Genomic DNA, 20098 nt, shown 5'->3' on the forward strand with positions numbered 1-20098 from the left:
AAATGAGCGTAAAAAAAGAAAGAGTAGATGTACTATTAGTAGAGCGAGGACTTATAGAAACGCGTGAGAAGGCTAAACGTGCTGTTATGGCAGGTCTTGTATATGCGAATGAAATGAGACTCGATAAGCCAGGGGAGAAAATCTCACAAGATACGGAGATTACGGTGAAAGGGCAAGTCATGCCGTATGTAAGCCGTGGTGGTTATAAGCTTGAAAAGGCATTAGAAACATTTCAACTTGATTTACAAGATAAGGTTATGATAGATATTGGTTCATCAACTGGTGGTTTTACAGACTGTGCGCTTCAAAATGGGGCGAAGTTATCCTACGCATTAGATGTAGGATATAATCAACTTGCGTGGAAATTGCGTCAAGATGAGCGTGTTGTTGTGATGGAACGAACGAACTTCCGTTACGTGACACCGGCAGATTTAGAGCGTGGTTTACCGCAGTTTGCAAGTATTGATGTTTCATTTATATCATTAAGGCTTATATTGCCGGTTTTAAAAACAATGCTTATGCCAAATGGTGATGTAGCTGCATTGATTAAACCTCAGTTTGAAGCTGGACGAGAACAAGTCGGGAGAAAAGGCATTGTTCGTGATAGAAAAGTACATGAAGCTGTCGTGGAAATGATTGTCGATTTTGCTCTTAAGGAAGGCTATAATATCGAAGGTTTAACATTCTCACCAATTACAGGCGGGGATGGAAATATTGAATTTTTAATTCATCTAAAGTGGCACGGTGAGCGTGAGAATGGCGAAAATCATTCTCCGGTTTCTATTGAGCAAGTTGTTACAGAAGCACATGATGTTCTAAAACAAAAAGGGAAAGGGGAATAACATATGTTGTTCCTCTTTTTGTTGTAATCGTATAATGATTGTAAAAACAATTGTGTACAAGTAATGGATTATACGGTAACATAAATAAATGAAGTATACCAATGTTTAAACTATGGTAAGAGATAGTGTGAGGTGCAAATGTATGAATAAAGGTCAGCGCCATATTAAAATCAGGGAAATTATTGCTAACAAAGAAATTGAAACACAAGATGAGCTAGTTGATATTTTACGTAATGTGGGGTTTAATGTAACGCAAGCAACAGTATCGCGCGATATTAAAGAACTGCACTTAGTGAAGGTGCCATTACATGATGGCCGCTATAAATATAGCTTGCCAGCAGATCAACGATTTAATCCGTTGCAAAAATTAAAACGAAATCTAGTGGATTCATTTGTAAAATTAGACACGGCAGGACATATGCTTGTGCTAAAAACATTGCCTGGTAACGCTCATTCACTTGGGGCACTCATTGATCATTTAGAGTGGGATGAGATCGTCGGAACCATTTGTGGTGATGATACTTGCTTAATTATTTGCCGTACACCTGAAGATACAGGTGTTGTCTCTGATCGTTTCTTAAATATGCTTTAACAGAAAAATCTTGTTTACTTTCCTCTGTAAAGTGGAAAGTAAACAAGATATTTTTATTGGCGAAAAATACGGATTTTTAAATACAATACATTATTTTTTTTGAATGAAGTTAGAAAATAGGTGGATTGACCCGTAAAACGAATGTTTGGTACAATGGAGCGGGTTAGAAGAGTAATTTATACATACAAACATATAGTATAACTATTTGAATGAAGAATACTGAGAAAAGCCCTTAATAGGGGATTAGTTTATAACGAGGTGAATGGGGCATTGTTATCGGAATTATCGATCAGAAACTTTGCTATTATTGAGGCATTAAATATTTCTTTTCAAAAAGGTTTAACCGTTTTAAGTGGTGAAACAGGAGCTGGAAAATCCATTATTATTGATGCAATTAGTTTGCTTGTTGGTGGCCGTGGTTCAGCAGAATTTGTTCGATATGGAACAGAAAAGGCTGAGATAGAAGGCTTATTCTATGTAGAAGATGACAAACATCCATGTATCGCAAAGGCAGAAGAGTTAGATATAGAAATAGAAGATGGCATGATTATTTTGAAGCGTGACATCGCTGCGAACGGAAAAAGTGTTTGTCGTGTAAATGGGAAACTTGTTACACTCAGCATATTAAAAGAGATTGGAAAAACGCTAGTTGATATTCATGGACAGCATGAAACACAAGATTTAATGAATGAAGAGCGTCATATGTTTATGCTTGATCATTTTGATGGAAATCGCATTGTTAAACAATTGGGCATATATCAAAATGTATATACAGACTATGAGAAGTTAAAAAAACAGCTGAAATCTTTAAGTGAAAATGAACAACAAATGGCCCATCGTCTAGATTTAATTCAATTCCAACATGAAGAAATTCGTAAGGCGGATTTAAAAATGGATGAAGAATATGAATTGACTGAGGAACGATTAAAAATCTCCAATTTTGAAAAGATTTATAAAGCATTAGGAGATGCGTATCGTTCGTTAAGTGGAGACGGACAGGGATTGGATCACGTAAGAAATGCAATGGGACAAATGGAGAGTATTACGCACTTAGATGAAGCGTATCAAGAAAATCATGATTCTATTGCGAATAGTTATTACTTATTAGAAGAAGTTGCATACCAGCTTAGAGAAAAATTAGATATGATGGAATATGATCCGAAACGTCTAGATGAAATTGAAACACGTTTGAATGAAATCCGTATGTTAAAGAGAAAGTATGGAAATACTGTAGAAGAGATTTTAGCGTATGCTGATAAAATTGAACAAGAAATTTTTACGATTGAAAATAAAGACGTGCATATTGAAACGACGAGAAAGCAGTTAACGAAATTAGAAGGTGTTATTGTAAAAGAAGCAACGTTGTTAAGTACTATGCGTCATGAGCTTGCAGATCATCTTACAAGCGCTATTCATCAAGAATTAAAAGAACTATATATGGAAAAAACGAAATTTGAAGTGAGAATTATGAAGAGGGTAGGAAATGTAGAAGAACCTCTCGTGGAAGGAACACCGGTAAAACTTACGGCGGATGGCTACGATCATGTGGAATTTTATATTTCAACGAATCCGGGTGAACCGTTAAAGCCACTTTCAAAGGTCGCTTCTGGCGGAGAGTTATCTCGTATTATTTTAGCTTTAAAAAGCATTTTTTCTAAGCATCAAGGTGTTGCATCTGTTATTTTTGATGAAGTGGATACGGGTGTGAGTGGTCGGGTTGCACAGGCTATTGCGGAAAAAATTTATCGTGTATCAGTAAACTCGCAAGTACTTTGTATTACGCACTTACCTCAAGTAGCTTCAATGGCGGACTCTCATTTATTTATTAGAAAACAAGTGGCGAATGATCGTACGATTACATCGGTTACTGTGTTAAGTACGGATGAAAAAGTAACAGAAATTGCTCGAATGATTTCTGGTGTTGAAATTACAGATTTAACGACAGAGCATGCGAAAGAGTTACTTACGCAAGCGCATCATTTCAAACAGACAGCAGAGGCTATCCAGTAATGGATAGCTTTTTTTTCTCAAATGACGATTTCTTAATTCTTCCGGTTATAAATAAAGCGCTGCAAGGAGAGATTAAAAAGTGAAGCCAAGAGGCTGAATGTGGGGTAGGAGCGAGGAGAGTGAACAAATTGAAATTAGAAAGATTTCGAAAAATAATAGGTCTTTGTCTCCTTGTTTCTCTAGTTTTTATTGGATGTTTTAAACCGCTTCGAACGTTTATTTCATCTCCGAAGCAACTTGTTGTTTTTGAAGGACAACAATCAGAAATAGCATCATTACCAGTTTTTAAGGCTGCATCTACAAATCGTAATGTGTTTACTGTAAGTTCAAATGAACAAGAACTTATGGTAAATTCTCACCAAAATGGTGAAGCTGATATGGTGTTTCAACTTGCTGGTTTTCCAGTGAAAAAAGTAAATGTGAAAGTATTAAAAGATTTTAAAGTTATTCCAGGTGGACAATCGATTGGTGTAAAATTGAACACAAAAGGTGTACTTGTTGTAGGCCATCATTTAATTCAAACTGAAAAGGGTAAAGTATCTCCTGGTGAAACAGCTGGTGTACAGATTGGAGATATGATTACTGAAATCAATGGTAAAACAATTGAAAGAATGAGTGATGTAGCACCATTTATTCATAATAGTGGAGAAACAGGTGAACCGCTTAATCTTGTTTTATTAAGAGATGGAAAATATATTCGTGCTAAGCTAACACCACAAAAAGACAATGGTGAATCCTCTTACCGAATTGGACTGTATATTCGTGATTCAGCAGCTGGTATCGGAACGATGACATTTGTACATCCAGATTCCATGAAATATGGAGCGCTTGGTCATGTGATTTCCGATAATGATACAAAAAAGCCAATTCAAGTAGAAGATGGACAAATTATGCGTTCGACAGTAACGTCTATTGAAAGAGGAAGTCACGGGAACCCGGGAGAAAAATTAGCAAGATTTTCACCGGATCGTGAAGTGATTGGTAATATTACAATAAATAGCCCGTATGGTATTTTTGGGAAATTAAACACAGATATGACAAACGGCATAATGGATAAAGCAATGCCTATCGCATTATCCCATCAAGTAAAAGAAGGGCCAGCGAAAATATTAACAGTTATTGATCAAGATAAGGTGGAAGCGTTTGATATTGAAGTTGTTAGTACGGTACCACAAAAGTTCCCGGCTACAAAAGGTATGGTTATAAAAGTGACAGATAAACGTTTACTAGCAAAAACGGGTGGTATTGTACAAGGAATGAGTGGAAGTCCGATTGTACAAAATGGGAAAGTAATTGGTGCGGTTACACATGTATTTGTAAATGATCCAACGTCAGGATACGGTGTTCATATTGAATGGATGTTACATGAGGCTGGAATTAATATTTATGATCAAGAGAAAAAAGCGAGCTAATACATATTAGCTCGCTTTTCTTTTGAAAAATTCGTTGAAATTTTGTAAAAGCTCCGCAAGAGCTGTTTTTTGTTGTAAGATATAAGCAAAGGGTTGAACGTTTCGCTGTAATTCTATGATGGAATGTGTTGCGAAAGTAAAAAAATGAACGATAAACATATTTTTTTGTGATTTTATCGGAAAGTAAGAAACTTTAAAGGGAATTTTCACACAATTGTCGAACAATTCATGTAGCCTAGAAGCTTACACATGTCGGAAGAATCGATTCGGTAAGGGAGGAAAAACTGTGGAGAAAATTAAAGTATGTCTTGTGGATGATAATAAAGAATTGGTATCGATGCTAGAGAGTTATGTTGCTGCCCAAGATGATATGGAAGTTATCGGAATTGCTTACAATGGTCAAGAATGTTTAAACTTATTGAAAGAAAAGCAGCCTGATATACTCGTTTTAGACATTATTATGCCACATTTAGATGGTCTGGCTGTGCTAGAGAAAATGCGACATATTGAAAGGTTAAGACAACCTAGCGTTATTATGTTGACAGCATTCGGACAAGAAGATGTGACGAAAAAAGCGGTTGATTTAGGGGCATCATATTTCATATTAAAACCATTTGATATGGAGAATTTAACAAGTCATATTCGTCAAGTTAGTGGTAAGGAAAGTGCTACTATTAAACGTCCATTACCATCTTTCCGATCAGCAACAACGATCGATGGAAAACCGAAAAACTTAGATGCGAGTATTACAAGTATCATTCATGAAATTGGTGTACCCGCTCATATTAAAGGGTACATGTACTTACGAGAAGCAATCTCTATGGTGTACAATGATATCGAATTACTAGGATCTATTACGAAAGTATTATATCCAGATATTGCAAAGAAATATAATACAACAGCAAGCCGTGTCGAGCGCGCAATCCGTCACGCAATTGAAGTAGCTTGGAGCCGTGGGAATATTGATTCTATTTCGTCCTTATTTGGTTATACTGTATCCATGTCAAAAGCAAAACCTACGAATTCCGAGTTCATCGCAATGGTTGCGGATAAGCTAAGACTTGAACATAAGGCTAGTTGAGATTAGTATATTCAAAATAAATATTTTTATAAAAGATCAATGAGTTTAAAACACTCGTTGATCTTTTATTTTGTTTCTCGCATTCATAATTTTAGCGGGGAAGTCATCCATGATATAATAGATGATAATAAAAAGCCCTGCAAAACAGGACTATATTATTCTTCGTCTTTATTTTGTTTTTCTAATTCAACTAACTTTTGGATTAAAATATGCTGTGGCATATGCATAAGTTGTTCAAGTGGAACACCTAAAGCTTTTGATAGGCGGACTGCAGTGTCTGGAGAAATTTGTAATGGTCTCATAGAAGTACCTCCTTTTTCGTATAGTATAGCATAAGATTGGGGGAGTGAGGATGACTCTTATATTTGCGCATCGTGGTGCGGCGGGAACGTATCCGGAAAATACAATGATTTCATTTGAAGCGGCGGAGGCTTTCGGGGCAGATGGAATTGAACTCGATGTTCAATTCACGAAAGATGGAAAAGTTGTCGTTATTCATGATGAAACGGTGGATCGGACAACAAATGGAAAAGGTGCGGTTCGAAATTATTTATATGAGGATTTATGTAAGTTGGATGCGAGTTATAAATTCGGTGACAAAGTAGGTTTTTGCAAAATACCTCTTCTAGAAGAGGTGTTAGAATGGCTCGCAAAAACGAAATTGCTACTCAATATTGAACTGAAAAATAATAAAATCCCATACAGAGGTTTAGAAGAAGAGGTTATAACACTTGTACGTAAGTTTAGTCTAGAGGATCGTGTTATATTTTCTTCGTTTAATCACTACAGTATGAAAAAATGTCATTTGATGGCTCCTGATATTCAAACAGCTATTTTGTATCGTGAAGGTTTGCATAGCCCGTGGGCATATGCAAAAAAGATGGGTGCTACTGCAGTACATCCGAATTATCGTTATCTTCAAGATGCTATCGCTGAATTAACGATGGAAAGTGGTGTGGAGGTTCGTCCTTACACAATAAATGAAGAAACGCTTATGCGTAAATATTTTGATATGAATATATCAGCGATTATTACTGATTATCCTGAAACAGCAAGAACTTTATTACCGATAAAAAAATGAGACCTAATATAATGGTCTCATTTTTTATTTATGATATGTGAAAACTTTGTTTTATCTTCTGAAGCGTGCTTGTACTTTATTTCTCTTACGATCCCTGTGTAAGACGAAGCCGCCGAAGATATAAAACCCGAGTGCGAAGCAAAGAGCGCCGATTAAAAATTGTAACCATAATATAGGGATTGGGGAGAACAAAATCCCAAATACAGTATCTCTCATTAGTTTAATACCAAGCACGGCTAATGAAATGGGGATGAGTGCTAATAATAGAGCGAGGTAACGCTGCATACATAACGCTCCTTTTCAGATTATTTTGTGTATTTTAATGATGTTATATGGAATGGGGGTTTGTCAAGAGGTTGCTGAACGAGTAAGATAAGAATGTGAAAAATTTTGCAGAGATACTTCGAGAGGAAGTGTAATATATGAAACAAAATGTGTTAATTGTTGGAGCAGGTGAAGGTGGGAGTACACTGCTGAGTCTGTTGCAAAATTCGAATATATTTCAAATTATAGGGGTTATTGATATTAATCCAATTGCGAAAGGATTACAAATCGCAAAGGAATATGGGGTTCCGATTGCTGATAGTGTGACTCCGTTTCTTTCTATGCATATTGATGTAATGTTTGATATGACAGGTGATTATGATTTACATAAAGTGTTATTAGGAAGTAAGCATAAAGATACTCTTCTTATACCAGGGGATATTGCGAAAATTGTTACGAGATTAGCGCATGAGAAGGAAGGTTTGATCGGACAGCTAGAGGAACAAACGCAACAAGGGAATTTAATTTTAAATTCAACGCATGACGGTATGATTGTTATAGACCAAGAGGGACAAGTTCGTCTGTTTAATAAAAGTGCAGAGCGTATTATCGGATATAAGAAAGAAGAGGTGATAGGAAAATATATTTTAGAAGTTATTCCAACGAGTAAGTTGCTTCGTATTATACGCACGAAAAAAATAGAAGTGAATCATGAACTGACGTTAGAGAATGAAAAAAAGATTATTACAACGCGTATTCCGATATTAAAAGAAGGTGGAGAGGTTCAAGGGGCATTTGCGATTTTTAAAGACATTACAGAAGTTGTAGATTTAGCGGAAGAAGTTACAGACTTAAAAGAAATTCAAACGCTACTTGAGGCGATTATTAACTCATCTGAGGAAGCAATTTCGGTTGTTGATGAGAAAGGAAGAGGACTAGTTATAAACCCTGCTTATACGAAGTTAACGGGTTTGACTGAAGAAGAAATTATTGGGAAGCCGGCTACAACTGATATTGTGGAAGGTGAAAGTATGCATATGAAAGTACTTCGGACGCGCCGAGCGGTACGAGGAATACATATGAAGATTGGGCAAAAAAAGCGAGATGTAATTGTAAACGTAGCACCGGTTATTGTCGATGGAATATTGAAAGGGAGCGTCGGGGTAATTCGCGATGTATCAGAAATTCAAAAGTTAACAAATGAATTGAATAGGGCAAGACAAATTATTCGAACGTTAGAAGCAAAATATTCATTTGATGATATTGTTGGTGATTCAGATGAAACGACGGCAGCTATTGAACAAGCAAAACTTGGAGCGAATACACCGGCAACAGTATTACTTAGAGGGGAATCTGGTACGGGGAAAGAGTTATTTGCACACGCTATTCATAACAGTAGTAATCGAAAATACAATAAGTTTGTACGAGTAAACTGTGCTGCTATTTCTGAGACTTTATTAGAAAGTGAATTATTCGGTTATGAGGAAGGCGCGTTTTCTGGAGCGAAAAGAGGCGGGAAACGAGGATTCTTTGAAGAAGCGAATAATGGAAGTGTTTTTTTAGATGAAATCGGAGAGTTATCTGCAAATACGCAAGCGAAGCTCCTTCGTGTGCTACAAGAAAAAGAAATTGTGAAAGTAGGGGGAACGAAAGCGATACCTATTAATGTTCGAGTGATCGCTGCGACGCATGTGAATTTAGAAAAAGCTATTTTAGAAGGGAAGTTCAGAGAGGACTTATATTATCGTTTAAATAAAATCCCGATTCAAATTCCTTCCCTTCGTCAGCGTAAAGGAGATATACCAGCGATTGCAGAAAGGTTAATTCAAAAAATTAATCAAGATTATGGTCGTAATGTAGAAGGACTCACCGATTCAGCCGTTTCGTATTTACAATCATATGAATGGCCAGGGAATGTTAGGGAACTTGAAAATATTTTAGGACGAGCTATTATCTTTATGAATTATAACGAGATATATATTGATGTACATCATTTACCGCCTTTACATAAAGAAGAACAAGTAGAGACGAAACAAAATAATTTATTACCTGAATTAGAAGAGAAGGCCCTTGAACACCTAGTGACAGAATTTGAGGGGAATATTATCCGTGAATATTTAGAGAAATTTGATGGGAACAAAACGAAGACTGCAAAAGCGTTAGGAATTTCAGTTCGAAACTTATATTACAAGCTAGAAAAGTATGACTGCGCAAAAAATAGCATGCAATAAATTGCGTACCGTGCAATTTATTGCGTGGTATACAAAAAGCGACAAAACGAGACAGAATATTTCGTTGTTTTCCAAAGTATTGATTTTACTGCATTTTGAATGCGTTTTCATTATTGGTAAGACCACTTTTGAAAGTTGGCACGGTATTTGCTTAATGAATAGACGAGGGACGACGGAAAGGGTTGATTACAAAATATGAAGTTAGAACACTTAATTGATCAAGCAGCAGGACAGCCTAAAAAAACTGTGGCTGTAGCAGTAGCTGAAGATCATGAAGTAATTGAAGCTGTAGCGAAAGCAATCAAGTTACAGCTAGCTCAATTTCGTCTATATGGAAATCAAGATAAAATAATAGGGATGCTACAAGAGCATGGGCTACAAACTTCAGAACATATTGAAGTGATTGCAGCAGCGTCAAGTGCTGAGGCTGCAGAACTTTCTGTTAAATCTGTAAGCAATGGCGAAGCAGATGTGCTAATGAAGGGGAACATCCCAACAGCAAATATTTTGAAAGCTGTATTAAATAAAGAGTGGGGACTTCGTAAGGGCAGCGTGCTTTCACATGTTGCAGCGTTTGAAGTTCCAAATTACGATCGTCTTATTTTTGTTACAGACGCAGCGATGAACATTGCACCTGATGTAACACAAAAAGCTGCTATTATACAAAATACTGTAGAAGTTGCCCAGGCAATAGGAATTGATTTGCCAAAGGTAGCGCCAATTGCAGCGGTAGAGGTTGTTAATCCTGCGATGCAAGCGACAATTGATGCAGCGATGTTAACTCAAATGAATCGCCGCGGACAAATTAAAAATTGTGTCGTTGATGGACCACTTGCTTTAGATAATGCAGTATCACAAATTGCAGCAGAACATAAAGGCATAGTAAGTGATGTAGCAGGTAAGGCAGACATTTTACTCGTCCCAACGATTGAAGCTGGAAATGTGCTATATAAATCACTCGTCTATTTTGCAAATGCAAAGGTAGGAGCGATGATTGCTGGCGCTAAAGCACCGATTGTTTTAACATCACGTGCTGATTCAGCAGAAACAAAAGTATATTCATTAGCATTGGCAGTTGCGACTGCTTCAAAATAAACCAAATAGGGTAAAACAATTAGGGGGAAACGACAATGACATTAGAAATCTTCGAATACTTAGAAAAATATGATTATGAGCAAGTGGTATTTTGTCAAGATAAAGAATCTGGTTTAAAAGCAATCATTGCAATCCATGATACAACACTTGGACCAGCTCTTGGTGGAACAAGAATGTGGACATATGATTCTGAAGAAGCGGCGATTGAAGATGCATTGCGTCTTGCAAAAGGGATGACATACAAAAATGCAGCAGCTGGTTTAAACTTAGGTGGTGCAAAAACAGTAATTATCGGTGATCCACGTAAAGATAAAAGCGAAGCGATGTTCCGTGCATTAGGACGCTACATTCAAGGACTAAACGGACGTTACATTACAGCTGAAGATGTTGGTACAACAGTAGATGATATGGATATTATCCATGAGGAAACTGATTTTGTAACAGGGATTTCACCATCATTCGGTTCTTCTGGTAACCCATCTCCAGTAACTGCATACGGTGTTTACCGTGGTATGAAAGCAGCTGCAAAAGAAGCATTTGGTACAGATAACCTAGAAGGAAGAGTAATTTCTATTCAAGGTGTTGGTAATGTAGCATATCACCTATGCAAACATTTACACGCTGAAGGAGCAAAATTAATCGTTACAGATATTAATAAAGAAGCTGTACAACGTGCAGTAGAAGAATTCGGTGCAACAGCAGTTGAGCCAAATGAAATTTACGGTGTTGAATGTGATATTTACGCACCATGTGCATTAGGCGCAACAGTTAATGATGAAACTATTCCACAACTTAAAGCAAAAGTAATCGCAGGTTCTGCAAATAACCAATTAAAAGAAGATCGTCACGGCGACCTTATTCATGAAATGGGTATTGTATACGCACCAGACTATGTTATTAATGCAGGTGGCGTAATTAACGTAGCAGACGAATTATATGGATACAATAGAGAACGTGCATTAAAACGTGTTGAGTCTATTTATGACACAATTGCAAAAGTAATCGAAATTTCAAAACGCGATGGCATAGCAACTTATGTAGCAGCAGATCGTCTAGCTGAAGAGCGCATTGCAAGCTTGAAAAACACTCGTAGCACATATTTACGCAACGGTCACGACATTATTAGCCGTCGCTAATCATTCATATGAAACTTTTACGAAAGGTGTGGTTACCTCTTATGAGGTTTCCACTTCCTTTTAAATTTATTAGTGGAGGTAGCAACATTGTCCTTAAATCGAATTCTTGTTATTAATCCGGGTAGTACATCCACAAAAATTGGTGTTTTTGATAATGAAAGACCCGTTTTAGAAGAAACAATTCGTCATGATGAAGAACAAATCGGAAAATATAAGCGAATTATCGATCAATATGAGTTTCGAAAGGAAACAATTTTAGAAGTTCTACATTCTCACGGTATTAACATTTCAAAATTGAACGCTGTTTGTGGTCGTGGTGGATTACTTCGTCCAATCGAAGGTGGCACGTACACAGTAAACGATGCAATGTTAGAAGATTTAAAAAATGGATTTAGCGGTCATCACGCTTCAAATCTCGGAGGCATTCTAGCTTATGAAATCGCTTCTGGATTAAATATTCCTGCATTCATTGTGGATCCTGTCGTTGTAGATGAAATGGAACCGATTGCTCGTATTAGCGGTATTGCCGGTATGGAACGTAAAAGTATTTTCCATGCATTAAACCAAAAAGCGGTTGCTCGTAAAGTAGCAGATGAATTAAATCACAAATATGAGGATTTAAATTTATTAGTTACACATATGGGCGGTGGTATTACAGTTGGTGCTCATAAAAAAGGAAAAGTTATCGATGTTAATAATGGCTTAAACGGAGAAGGACCATTTAGTCCAGAGCGTGCTGGTACAGTACCAGTAGGACAATTAGTTGAAATGTGTTTTTCTGGTGAGTATTACCGAGACGAAATGGTTAAAAAACTTGTCGGACAAGGTGGACTTGTAAGTCTTATCGGTACAAACGATGCAATTAAAGTAGAACAAATGGTTGAAAAAGGTGATCCTGAAGCAACTCTTATTTATAAAGCAATGGCGTATCAAGTTGCAAAAGAGATTGGCGGAGCTAGTGCTGTACTTCACGGGAAAATCGATGCAATCGTATTAACTGGTGGACTTGCGTACAGTAAAATTCTTGTTGATGAAATAAAAGAACGTGTTCACTGGATTGCAGATGTTATCGTACATCCAGGAGAAGATGAATTACAAGCGTTAGCAGAAGGAGCACTTCGTGTATTACGTGAAGAAGAAGCTCCAAAAGAATATATTGTACGAGAAAAACAAACAGTAGCTAGGGGTTGAGATAATGGCAAGAGAATATGATTTAGTCATCGTTGGCGGCGGTACTGGTGGATATGTTGCTGCTATTCGTGCATCACAACTAGGGTTAAAAACTGCACTTGTTGAAAAAGAAAATCTTGGTGGTACTTGTTTACACAAAGGATGTATTCCTAGTAAAGCTCTTTTACGTAGTGCGGAAGTATACGCAACTGCTAAAAAAGGAGAAGAGTTCGGAGTTATTGCAAGTAATGTAGAACTAAACTTTGCTAAAGTACAAGAGCGTAAAGAGAAGATTGTAACGCAGCTTCATAAAGGCGTTCAGCATTTAATGAAACAAGGTAAAATTGATGTGTTTGAAGGTATTGGCCGTATTCTTGGCCCATCTATTTTCTCTCCAATGCCAGGTACAATTTCAGTTGAACTTGCAAGTGGAGAAGAGAATGAAATGTTAATTCCAAAAAATGTACTTGTTGCAACAGGTTCTCGTCCAAATTCATTACCAGGATTAGAGTTAGACGGAGAGTATGTAATGTCTTCGGATCATGCCCTAAAAATGGAAACGCTTCCTAGCTCAATCATTATCGTTGGTGGCGGTGTAATTGGTATTGAGTGGGCATCTATGCTTGCTGACTTCGGTGTAGAAGTTACTGTATTAGAATATGCGAAAAACATATTACCACTAGAAGATAATGACGTTTCAAAAGAAATGCAACGTCTATTCAAGAAAAAAGGTATTAAAGTGGTAACTGGTGCAAAAGTATTACCAGAAACATTGGTAAAAGATAATGGAGTAACAATTCAAGCTGAACATAACGGTGAGAACAAAGCATTTAAAGCAGAAAAAATGCTTGTATCTGTAGGAAGACAAGCGAATACGCAAAATATGGGCTTAGAGAACACAGATATTGTTGTGGAAAAAGGATACATTCAAACAAATGAGTTTTATCAAACGAAGGAATCTCATATTTACGCAATTGGAGATGTAATCGGTGGCTTGCAACTTGCTCACGTTGCTTCTCATGAAGGAATTGTTGCAGTAGAACATATCGCTGGTAAAGAAGTTACACCAATTGATTATTCTATGGTATCAAAATGCGTATATAGTAGTCCAGAAGTTGCTTCTGTCGGCTTAACAGAACAAGAAGCAAAAGAAAAAGGCTATAAGTTAAAAGTCGGTAAGTTCTCATTCCGTGCAATCGGAAAGGCACTTGTATACGGAGAATCAGACGGTTTTGTAAAACTTGTAGTTGATGAAGAAACAAATGACATTCTCGGTGTTCATATGATCGGACCACATGTAACAGATATGATTTCTGAAGCTGGTCTTGCAAGAGTACTTGATGCAACACCTTGGGAAGTAGCACATACAATTCATCCGCATCCATCATTATCTGAGGCGATTGGTGAAGCTGCACTTGCTGTAGATGGAAGAGCGTTACACGCATAAAAATGTGGATTTAGGAGGTTATGAAAAATGGCAGAAGTAAAAGAAAAGCGCCATGAAGAGCTTGGCTTAAGTGATGAGCAAGTATTAGAAATGTTCCGTACGATGTTACTTGCACGTAAAATTGACGAACGTATGTGGTTATTAAACCGTGCAGGTAAAATTCCATTCGTAATTTCTTGTCAAGGACAAGAGGCTGCACAAGTTGGAGCGGCGTTCGCTCTTGATAGAGAGAAAGATTATGCATTACCATACTACCGTGATATGGGTGTTGTACTAGCGTTTGGTATGACAGCTAAAGAGCTTATGTTGTCTGCTTTCGCAAAAGCTGGAGATCCAAACTCTGGTGGTCGTCAAATGCCTGGTCACTTCGGTCAAAAGAAAAATCGTATTGTTACAGGATCATCACCAGTAACAACGCAAGTACCACATGCAGTTGGTATTGCACTAGCTGGAAAAATGGAGAAGAAAGATTTAGTAACGTTCGTTACATTCGGAGAAGGCTCTTCAAACCAAGGTGACTTCCATGAAGGGGCAAACTTTGCTGGTGTACACAAACTACCTGTTATTTTCATGTGTGAAAATAACAAATATGCAATCTCTATTCCAGTTGAAAAACAATTAGCATGTAAAAACGTATCAGATCGTGCAATTGGTTACGGTATGCCTGGATATACAATAGACGGAAACGATCCGCTTGCAGTATATAAAGCTGTAAAAGAAGCAGCAGACCGCGGTCGTCGTGGTGAAGGTCCGACTTTAATTGAAGCAGTATCATATCGTTTAACAGCACATTCTAGTGACGACGATGATCGTGTTTATCGTGATAAAGAAGAGGTAGAAGAAGCGAAGAAAAAAGATTCAATTATAACATTTGCAGCTTATTTAAAAGAAGTTGGTGTGTTAACTGAGGAATTTGAAAAACAAATGCTAGACGAAATTATGCATATCGTAAATGAAGCAACAGAATATGCAGAAAATGCTCCGTATGCAGCACCTGAAGATGCATTGAAGCACGTATACGCAGAATAGGGGGGAACGTTTCATGGCTGTAATGTCTTATATTGATGCTATTACATTAGCAATGCGCGAAGAAATGGAACGCGATGAGAAAGTATTCGTTTTAGGAGAAGATGTTGGTAAAAAAGGTGGCGTGTTTAAAGCGACACACGGTTTGTATGATCAATTTGGTGAAGATCGTGCGCTTGATGCACCGCTTGCAGAATCTGCAATTGCTGGGGTAGCAATTGGTGCGGCAATGTATGGTATGCGTCCAATCGCTGAAATGCAGTTTGCTGATTTCATCATGCCAGCAGTAAACCAAATTGTTTCTGAGGCAGCAAAAATTCGTTATCGTTCTAACAACGATTGGACTTGTCCAGTTACAATTCGTGCGCCATTCGGCGGGGGTGTTCACGGTGCATTGTATCATTCACAATCTGTAGAAGCGATGTTTGCAAACCAACCAGGTTTAAAAATTGTTATCCCTTCTACACCATATGATGCAAAAGGCTTATTAAAAGCTGCAATTCGTGATGAAGATCCAGTATTATTCTTTGAGCATAAGCGTGCATATCGCTTAATTAAAGGTGAAGTGCCAGAAGATGACTATGTATTACCAATCGGAAAAGCAGATGTAAAACGCGAAGGTGATGATATTACTGTTATCACTTACGGATTATGTGTTCACTTTGCTCTTCAAGCAGCTGAGAAGTTAGCACAAGATGGAATCTCTGCACACATTCTTGATTTAAGAACGGTATATCCGTTAGATAAAGAAGCGATTATTGAAGCGGCTTCTAAAACAGGTAAAGTTCTTCTTGTAACAGAAGACAATAAAGAAGGAAGTATTATAAGTGAAGTGGCAGCTATTATCGCTGAAAATTGCCTGTTTGATTTAGATGCACCAATTGCACGTCTTGCAGGCCCAGACGTTCCAGCAATGCCATATGCACCAACAATGGAAAAATTCTTTATGGTAAATCCAGATAAAGTTGAAAAAGCAATGCGTGAACTTGCGGAATTTTAATCGGGGGGACTATACATGGCTGTAGAAAATATCACAATGCCTCAGCTCGGGGAGAGCGTTACAGAGGGTACAATTAGTAAATGGCTCGTTAATGTTGGCGATCACGTAAACAAGTATGATCCGCTTGCAGAAGTAATGACTGATAAAGTAAATGCTGAAGTGCCATCTTCTTTCACTGGTATTGTGAAAGAATTAATCGCTGGTGAAGGTGAGACGTTAGCTGTAGGTGAAGTTGTTTGTGTCATTCAAGTAGAAGGCGCAGATGAAGTAGCAGCGACAGCTGTTGAGGAAAAAACAAAAGAAGAACCAAAGGCAGAAGTAGCTACGCCTGAAAAAGCACCGAAAGCAAAACAACCAACTGATGGAAAACCACGTTTTTCACCAGCTGTTTTAAAACTTGCGGGTGAGCATAATGTTGATTTAGATTTAGTAGAAGGTACGGGAGCAAATGGCCGTATCACTCGTAAAGATATTTTAAAGCTAGTGGAATCTGGAAATATTCCGCAAGCAGGTGCGAAGAAAGAGGAAGCGGTAGCAGCAGTAGTAGAAGCACGTCCAGAAGCAGCGCCAGTAGCACAAAAAGTAGAAGCTGCAAAACCAGTTTCTGTACCAACAATGCCTGGCGATATCGAAATTCCAATAACAGGTGTGCGTAAAGCAATTGCAGCAAATATGTTACGCAGTAAACATGAGGCACCTCATGCTTGGATGATGATTGAAGTAGATGTGACAAACCTTGTATCATACCGTAACTCAATTAAAGGCGATTTCAAAAAGCGTGAAGGCTTTAACTTAACGTTCTTTGCTTTCTTTGTAAAAGCAGTAGCACAAGCGTTAAAAGAATATCCTCAAATTAACTCAATGTGGGCTGGCGATAAAATCGTTCAGAAGAAGGACATTAACCTTTCTATCGCTGTTGCAACAGAGGAAGAACTATTTGTACCAGTAATTAAGCACGCGGACGAAAAAACGATTAAAGGCATCGCTCGTGAAATTACAGAGCTTGCAGGAAAAGTACGTACGAAATCGTTAAAAGCGGACGAAATGCAAGGCGGAACATTTACAATTAATAACACAGGATCATTCGGTTCTGTTCAATCTATGGGTATTATTAATTACCCACAAGCGGCTATTTTACAAGTTGAATCAATTGTAAAACGCCCAGTAATTATGGATAATGGTATGTTCGGTGCTCGCGACATGGTTAACTTATGTTTATCACTTGATCACCGTGTACTAGATGGCTTAATTTGTGGTAAGTTCTTAGGACGTGTAAAAGAAATTTTAGAAAATACGTCAGAAAACAATACATCTGTATATTAATAAAAAGCTCGCTTATGCGAGCTTTTTATCATCTTATTTCTTCATCTGCATCCTACTATATGTACAAAACTTTTCCCAGTAATCTTACAATGAACGATTATGTATTAGGAATTTACGAAAATACATTGCTGATATATGGTATATAGATATAAAATAAGAAAAGAATAATTTTTTTGGCAAATCTTACTGATGAAACTGTAGTATAATATATTGTATTGTATGAAAAAGAGAGTTATTCTATATAAGTGTTTTATAGATAATGTGTAATCAGTCGTCAAAACATGAAGAATGTTGACTCCTGGTTTTTTATTTTGCTGTAACAATGTTTCAGGAGGATGTCATGAAAAGAAGTACCGAGTTTCTAAAAAGTTTAGATGTAAAATTAATTTTAATTTTGTGTGCATTTTGTGTTATAAGTATAACTGCTATATATAGCAGTCAGCAAACCGGACAGTATGGAGATGCAAACTTTGCTATGAAGCAGGGAGTTAACTACATAATTGGGGTTGTATTGTTACTTCTTGTTGCTAGCATCGACTTAGATCAGTTGCAAAAATTGTCTTGGCCGCTTTATATTGCTGGGTTTGCTTCACTTATTCTTTTGAAAGTATTACCACCATCAGGTTTCACACCTGAAAAGTTAGGGGCAAAAAGGTGGTTCGTTTTTCCAGTACTTGGACAAATTCAGCCATCCGAGTTTTTCAAAATCGCATTGCTTCTTGTAGTAGCAAGTATAGCAGTGAAGCATAATGCACAGTATATGGCAAGGACATTCCAAACGGATTTAAAATTAGTAGGTAAAATTATGCTAGTATCCCTCCCGCCTATGGCCGTTGTATATAGCCAACCGGATACAGGTATGGTGTTCTTATATGCAGCAGCTATCGCATGTATTTTATTTATGTCAGGAATTCAAAAGAAATTAATTGCGTTATGTACAGTCATTCCGGTGACCATATTGTCTACATTAATATTTATATTTGTAAAATATCCAGATTTCTTCTTTAATAAATTAGTTACTTTGTTAAAACCTCACCAACAATCACGTATTATAGGTTGGCTAAATCCATTTGAGAATGCAAATGAAGGCTATCAAACACAGCAATCGATTTTAGCTGTAGGTAGTGGAGGTATGGAAGGGAAAGGATTCGGCGAAGGGAACGTCTATATTCCAGAGAAACACACTGACTTTATTTTCGCTACAATTGCCGAAGAAGGTGGATTTATAGTAGCGGCGTTAGTTGTATTCTTGTTCCTATTACTACTATATCGAACAATTATTATCGGTTATTCTGCTGATAATTTATTTGGTACATTATTATGTGCTGGATCAATAGGAATACTAACGGTTCAAATATTCCAAAACATCGGTATGATCGTTGGATTAATGCCTGTAAAAGGTATCGCATTACCTTTCTTATCATATGGGGGAAGTTCCTTATTTTCGAATATGATTATGATGGGGCTCATATTATCGGTACGGAAAACGTATAAAAAATATATGTTTTCAGTTAAGTAAAAAAGCTAGTTCGTGTAAAAACGAACTAGCTTTTTTACATATATGCCCTTAAACGTTGCAAACTAAGACAGAATAGCAGTTTGAGACGGGTAAGGAGTGCAAAGTGATGCATATGCATATTTTTGAAGGAGCACGGCATCTATCTAATAGTGAATGGGTTATTCGAGCTATCATAGCATACATATTTTTAATATTAGTTGCGAAAGCGATGGGACAAAGGTCCATCGCACAACTTCGTTTTTTAGATGTCGTATTAGTATTATTGCTTGGTGGGAATATTTCTAACGCATTATCTGATGAAAAAGTGGGGTTACTCGGCTCGATGATTACAACGTTCATACTCGTTGTACTTCACATTATAAGCTCAGTCTTAATGTTGAAATGGGATAGATGGAGACGCTTTTTAGAGCCAGCACCTATTATTCTTATACATAATGGTTCCATTGATTTTAGCAATTTGAAAAAAGCGAGAATTACGGTGGAATATTTATTTTCGGAACTTCGTATGCGAAATGTGAGCGATATTCAAACGATTAAATTAGCATTGTGGGAAGCGAATGGTGTTGTTTCTATATTTCAGTATCCAGAATATGAAGCAGTTTCGCGGCTTGATCTGAAAGTGGCGGGAAGAAGATCTCCAGTTTCTTTTGTATTAGTAAAGGATGGGAGGGTTCAGCAAGATGTTCTAGCTTTAGTAGGAAAAACAGAAGAGTGGGCGAGAGAATTTCTAGAGAAGAGTGCAGAAGTCGAATCCATTATGTTAGCTACAGTAGATGAAGCGCATAAAATAAATGTTTTGTTAAAAAAATGAAAAATAGACGCATTTTGTCGTTTCATACATATGATACAATAGTGTGGACAACGAAAAA

18 protein-coding genes are annotated in these 20098 nt (G+C 37.2%); 16 read left to right on the forward strand and 2 right to left on the reverse strand.

What is annotated here, in order from left to right:
* The first annotated feature begins 2 nt into the window (after positions 1-2).
* From B5P42_RS11760 to spo0A, 5 genes are all read left to right on the forward strand, one after another.
* Complete coding sequence (locus tag B5P42_RS11760; protein ID WP_088034303.1) at positions 3-842, forward strand: TlyA family RNA methyltransferase; 840 nt, start codon at positions 3-5, stop codon at positions 840-842.
* A 142-nt stretch (positions 843-984) separates the two neighbouring features.
* Positions 985-1434 carry an arginine repressor ArgR gene (gene argR, locus B5P42_RS11765; protein WP_002015076.1) on the forward strand — a complete coding sequence of 150 codons (450 nt, stop codon included), beginning with the start codon at positions 985-987 and terminating at the stop codon, positions 1432-1434.
* 270 nt (positions 1435-1704) lie between these two features.
* Entirely contained in the window at positions 1705-3444 is a 1740-nt protein-coding gene (gene recN / locus B5P42_RS11770) for a DNA repair protein RecN (RefSeq protein WP_002088564.1), read from the forward strand.
* Positions 3445-3563: 119 nt separating this feature from the next.
* Positions 3564-4856, forward strand: coding sequence for a SpoIVB peptidase (spoIVB, locus tag B5P42_RS11775; protein WP_002015079.1), 1293 nt, complete (start codon positions 3564-3566; stop codon positions 4854-4856).
* A 286-nt stretch (positions 4857-5142) separates the two neighbouring features.
* Positions 5143-5937 carry a sporulation transcription factor Spo0A gene (gene spo0A, locus B5P42_RS11785; RefSeq protein ID WP_002015081.1) on the forward strand — a complete coding sequence of 265 codons (795 nt, stop codon included), beginning with the start codon at positions 5143-5145 and terminating at the stop codon, positions 5935-5937.
* Between the two features lie 155 nt (positions 5938-6092).
* Here the strand turns inward: spo0A and B5P42_RS11790 are convergent, their stop codons facing one another.
* Positions 6093-6239, reverse strand: coding sequence for a YycC family protein (locus B5P42_RS11790; protein WP_001247671.1), 147 nt, complete (start codon positions 6237-6239; stop codon positions 6093-6095).
* A 50-nt stretch (positions 6240-6289) separates the two neighbouring features.
* On the opposite strand from B5P42_RS11790, the gene B5P42_RS11795 reads away from it, so the two are divergent.
* Positions 6290-7018, forward strand: a complete 729-nt coding sequence (locus tag B5P42_RS11795; RefSeq protein ID WP_002192540.1) for a glycerophosphodiester phosphodiesterase — start codon at positions 6290-6292, stop codon at positions 7016-7018.
* 51 nt (positions 7019-7069) lie between these two features.
* Here the strand turns inward: B5P42_RS11795 and B5P42_RS11800 are convergent, their stop codons facing one another.
* Entirely contained in the window at positions 7070-7303 is a 234-nt protein-coding gene (locus B5P42_RS11800; RefSeq protein ID WP_001190193.1) for a DUF2627 domain-containing protein, read from the reverse strand.
* 137 nt (positions 7304-7440) lie between these two features.
* On the opposite strand from B5P42_RS11800, the gene B5P42_RS11805 reads away from it, so the two are divergent.
* The 10 genes from B5P42_RS11805 (at position 7441) to B5P42_RS11855 (ending at position 20040) form a co-directional block, all read left to right on the forward strand.
* Entirely contained in the window at positions 7441-9513 is a 2073-nt protein-coding gene (locus B5P42_RS11805; RefSeq protein WP_113734244.1) for a sigma-54 interaction domain-containing protein, read from the forward strand.
* 195 nt (positions 9514-9708) lie between these two features.
* A complete protein-coding gene (gene yqiS / locus B5P42_RS11815) occupies positions 9709-10608 on the forward strand; it encodes a phosphate butyryltransferase (RefSeq protein ID WP_113734246.1) in 900 nt (299 codons plus the stop codon).
* A gap of 35 nt (positions 10609-10643) precedes the next feature.
* Positions 10644-11744, forward strand: a complete 1101-nt coding sequence (locus tag B5P42_RS11820; protein ID WP_113734247.1) for a leucine dehydrogenase — start codon at positions 10644-10646, stop codon at positions 11742-11744.
* A gap of 87 nt (positions 11745-11831) precedes the next feature.
* Positions 11832-12935, forward strand: a complete 1104-nt coding sequence (gene buk, locus B5P42_RS11825) for a butyrate kinase (RefSeq protein WP_113734248.1) — start codon at positions 11832-11834, stop codon at positions 12933-12935.
* 4 nt (positions 12936-12939) lie between these two features.
* On the forward strand, positions 12940-14361 hold the full coding sequence (lpdA, locus tag B5P42_RS11830; protein ID WP_002033960.1) for a dihydrolipoyl dehydrogenase: 1422 nt from the start codon (positions 12940-12942) through the stop codon (positions 14359-14361).
* A 27-nt stretch (positions 14362-14388) separates the two neighbouring features.
* Positions 14389-15390 carry a 3-methyl-2-oxobutanoate dehydrogenase subunit alpha gene (gene bfmBAA / locus B5P42_RS11835; RefSeq protein ID WP_002033961.1) on the forward strand — a complete coding sequence of 334 codons (1002 nt, stop codon included), beginning with the start codon at positions 14389-14391 and terminating at the stop codon, positions 15388-15390.
* Positions 15391-15403: 13 nt separating this feature from the next.
* Positions 15404-16387 carry a 3-methyl-2-oxobutanoate dehydrogenase subunit beta gene (gene bfmBAB, locus B5P42_RS11840; protein ID WP_000290070.1) on the forward strand — a complete coding sequence of 328 codons (984 nt, stop codon included), beginning with the start codon at positions 15404-15406 and terminating at the stop codon, positions 16385-16387.
* A gap of 15 nt (positions 16388-16402) precedes the next feature.
* A complete protein-coding gene (locus tag B5P42_RS11845; RefSeq protein WP_113734249.1) occupies positions 16403-17710 on the forward strand; it encodes a dihydrolipoamide acetyltransferase family protein in 1308 nt (435 codons plus the stop codon).
* Positions 17711-18050: 340 nt separating this feature from the next.
* Entirely contained in the window at positions 18051-19229 is a 1179-nt protein-coding gene (locus tag B5P42_RS11850; protein ID WP_000831174.1) for an FtsW/RodA/SpoVE family cell cycle protein, read from the forward strand.
* A gap of 106 nt (positions 19230-19335) precedes the next feature.
* Positions 19336-20040 carry a DUF421 domain-containing protein gene (locus tag B5P42_RS11855; RefSeq protein WP_113734250.1) on the forward strand — a complete coding sequence of 235 codons (705 nt, stop codon included), beginning with the start codon at positions 19336-19338 and terminating at the stop codon, positions 20038-20040.
* The last annotated feature ends 58 nt before the right edge of the window (positions 20041-20098 follow it).

The sequence above is a fragment of the Bacillus sp. SRB_331 genome, assembly GCF_003264175.1.
Lineage (GTDB): Bacteria > Bacillota > Bacilli > Bacillales > Bacillaceae_G > Bacillus_A > Bacillus_A mycoides.

Excerpts from the sequence above, each read along its gene's own strand:
- yqiS (WP_113734246.1), top strand. The coding sequence starts at position 9,709 with ATGAAGTTAGAACACTTAATTGATCAAGCAGCAGGACAGCCTAAAAAA.
- B5P42_RS11795 (WP_002192540.1), top strand. The coding sequence starts at position 6,290 with ATGACTCTTATATTTGCGCATCGTGGTGCGGCGGGAACGTATCCGGAA.
- B5P42_RS11805 (WP_113734244.1), top strand. The coding sequence starts at position 7,441 with ATGAAACAAAATGTGTTAATTGTTGGAGCAGGTGAAGGTGGGAGTACA.
- B5P42_RS11855 (WP_113734250.1), top strand. The coding sequence starts at position 19,336 with ATGCATATGCATATTTTTGAAGGAGCACGGCATCTATCTAATAGTGAA.
- B5P42_RS11760 (WP_088034303.1), top strand. The coding sequence starts at position 3 with ATGAGCGTAAAAAAAGAAAGAGTAGATGTACTATTAGTAGAGCGAGGA.
- B5P42_RS11800 (WP_001190193.1), bottom strand. The coding sequence starts at position 7,303 with ATGCAGCGTTACCTCGCTCTATTATTAGCACTCATCCCCATTTCATTA.
- lpdA (WP_002033960.1), top strand. The coding sequence starts at position 12,940 with ATGGCAAGAGAATATGATTTAGTCATCGTTGGCGGCGGTACTGGTGGA.
- argR (WP_002015076.1), top strand. The coding sequence starts at position 985 with ATGAATAAAGGTCAGCGCCATATTAAAATCAGGGAAATTATTGCTAAC.
- bfmBAA (WP_002033961.1), top strand. The coding sequence starts at position 14,389 with ATGGCAGAAGTAAAAGAAAAGCGCCATGAAGAGCTTGGCTTAAGTGAT.
- bfmBAB (WP_000290070.1), top strand. The coding sequence starts at position 15,404 with ATGGCTGTAATGTCTTATATTGATGCTATTACATTAGCAATGCGCGAA.
- B5P42_RS11845 (WP_113734249.1), top strand. The coding sequence starts at position 16,403 with ATGGCTGTAGAAAATATCACAATGCCTCAGCTCGGGGAGAGCGTTACA.
- B5P42_RS11790 (WP_001247671.1), bottom strand. The coding sequence starts at position 6,239 with ATGAGACCATTACAAATTTCTCCAGACACTGCAGTCCGCCTATCAAAA.
- B5P42_RS11850 (WP_000831174.1), top strand. The coding sequence starts at position 18,051 with ATGAAAAGAAGTACCGAGTTTCTAAAAAGTTTAGATGTAAAATTAATT.
- B5P42_RS11820 (WP_113734247.1), top strand. The coding sequence starts at position 10,644 with ATGACATTAGAAATCTTCGAATACTTAGAAAAATATGATTATGAGCAA.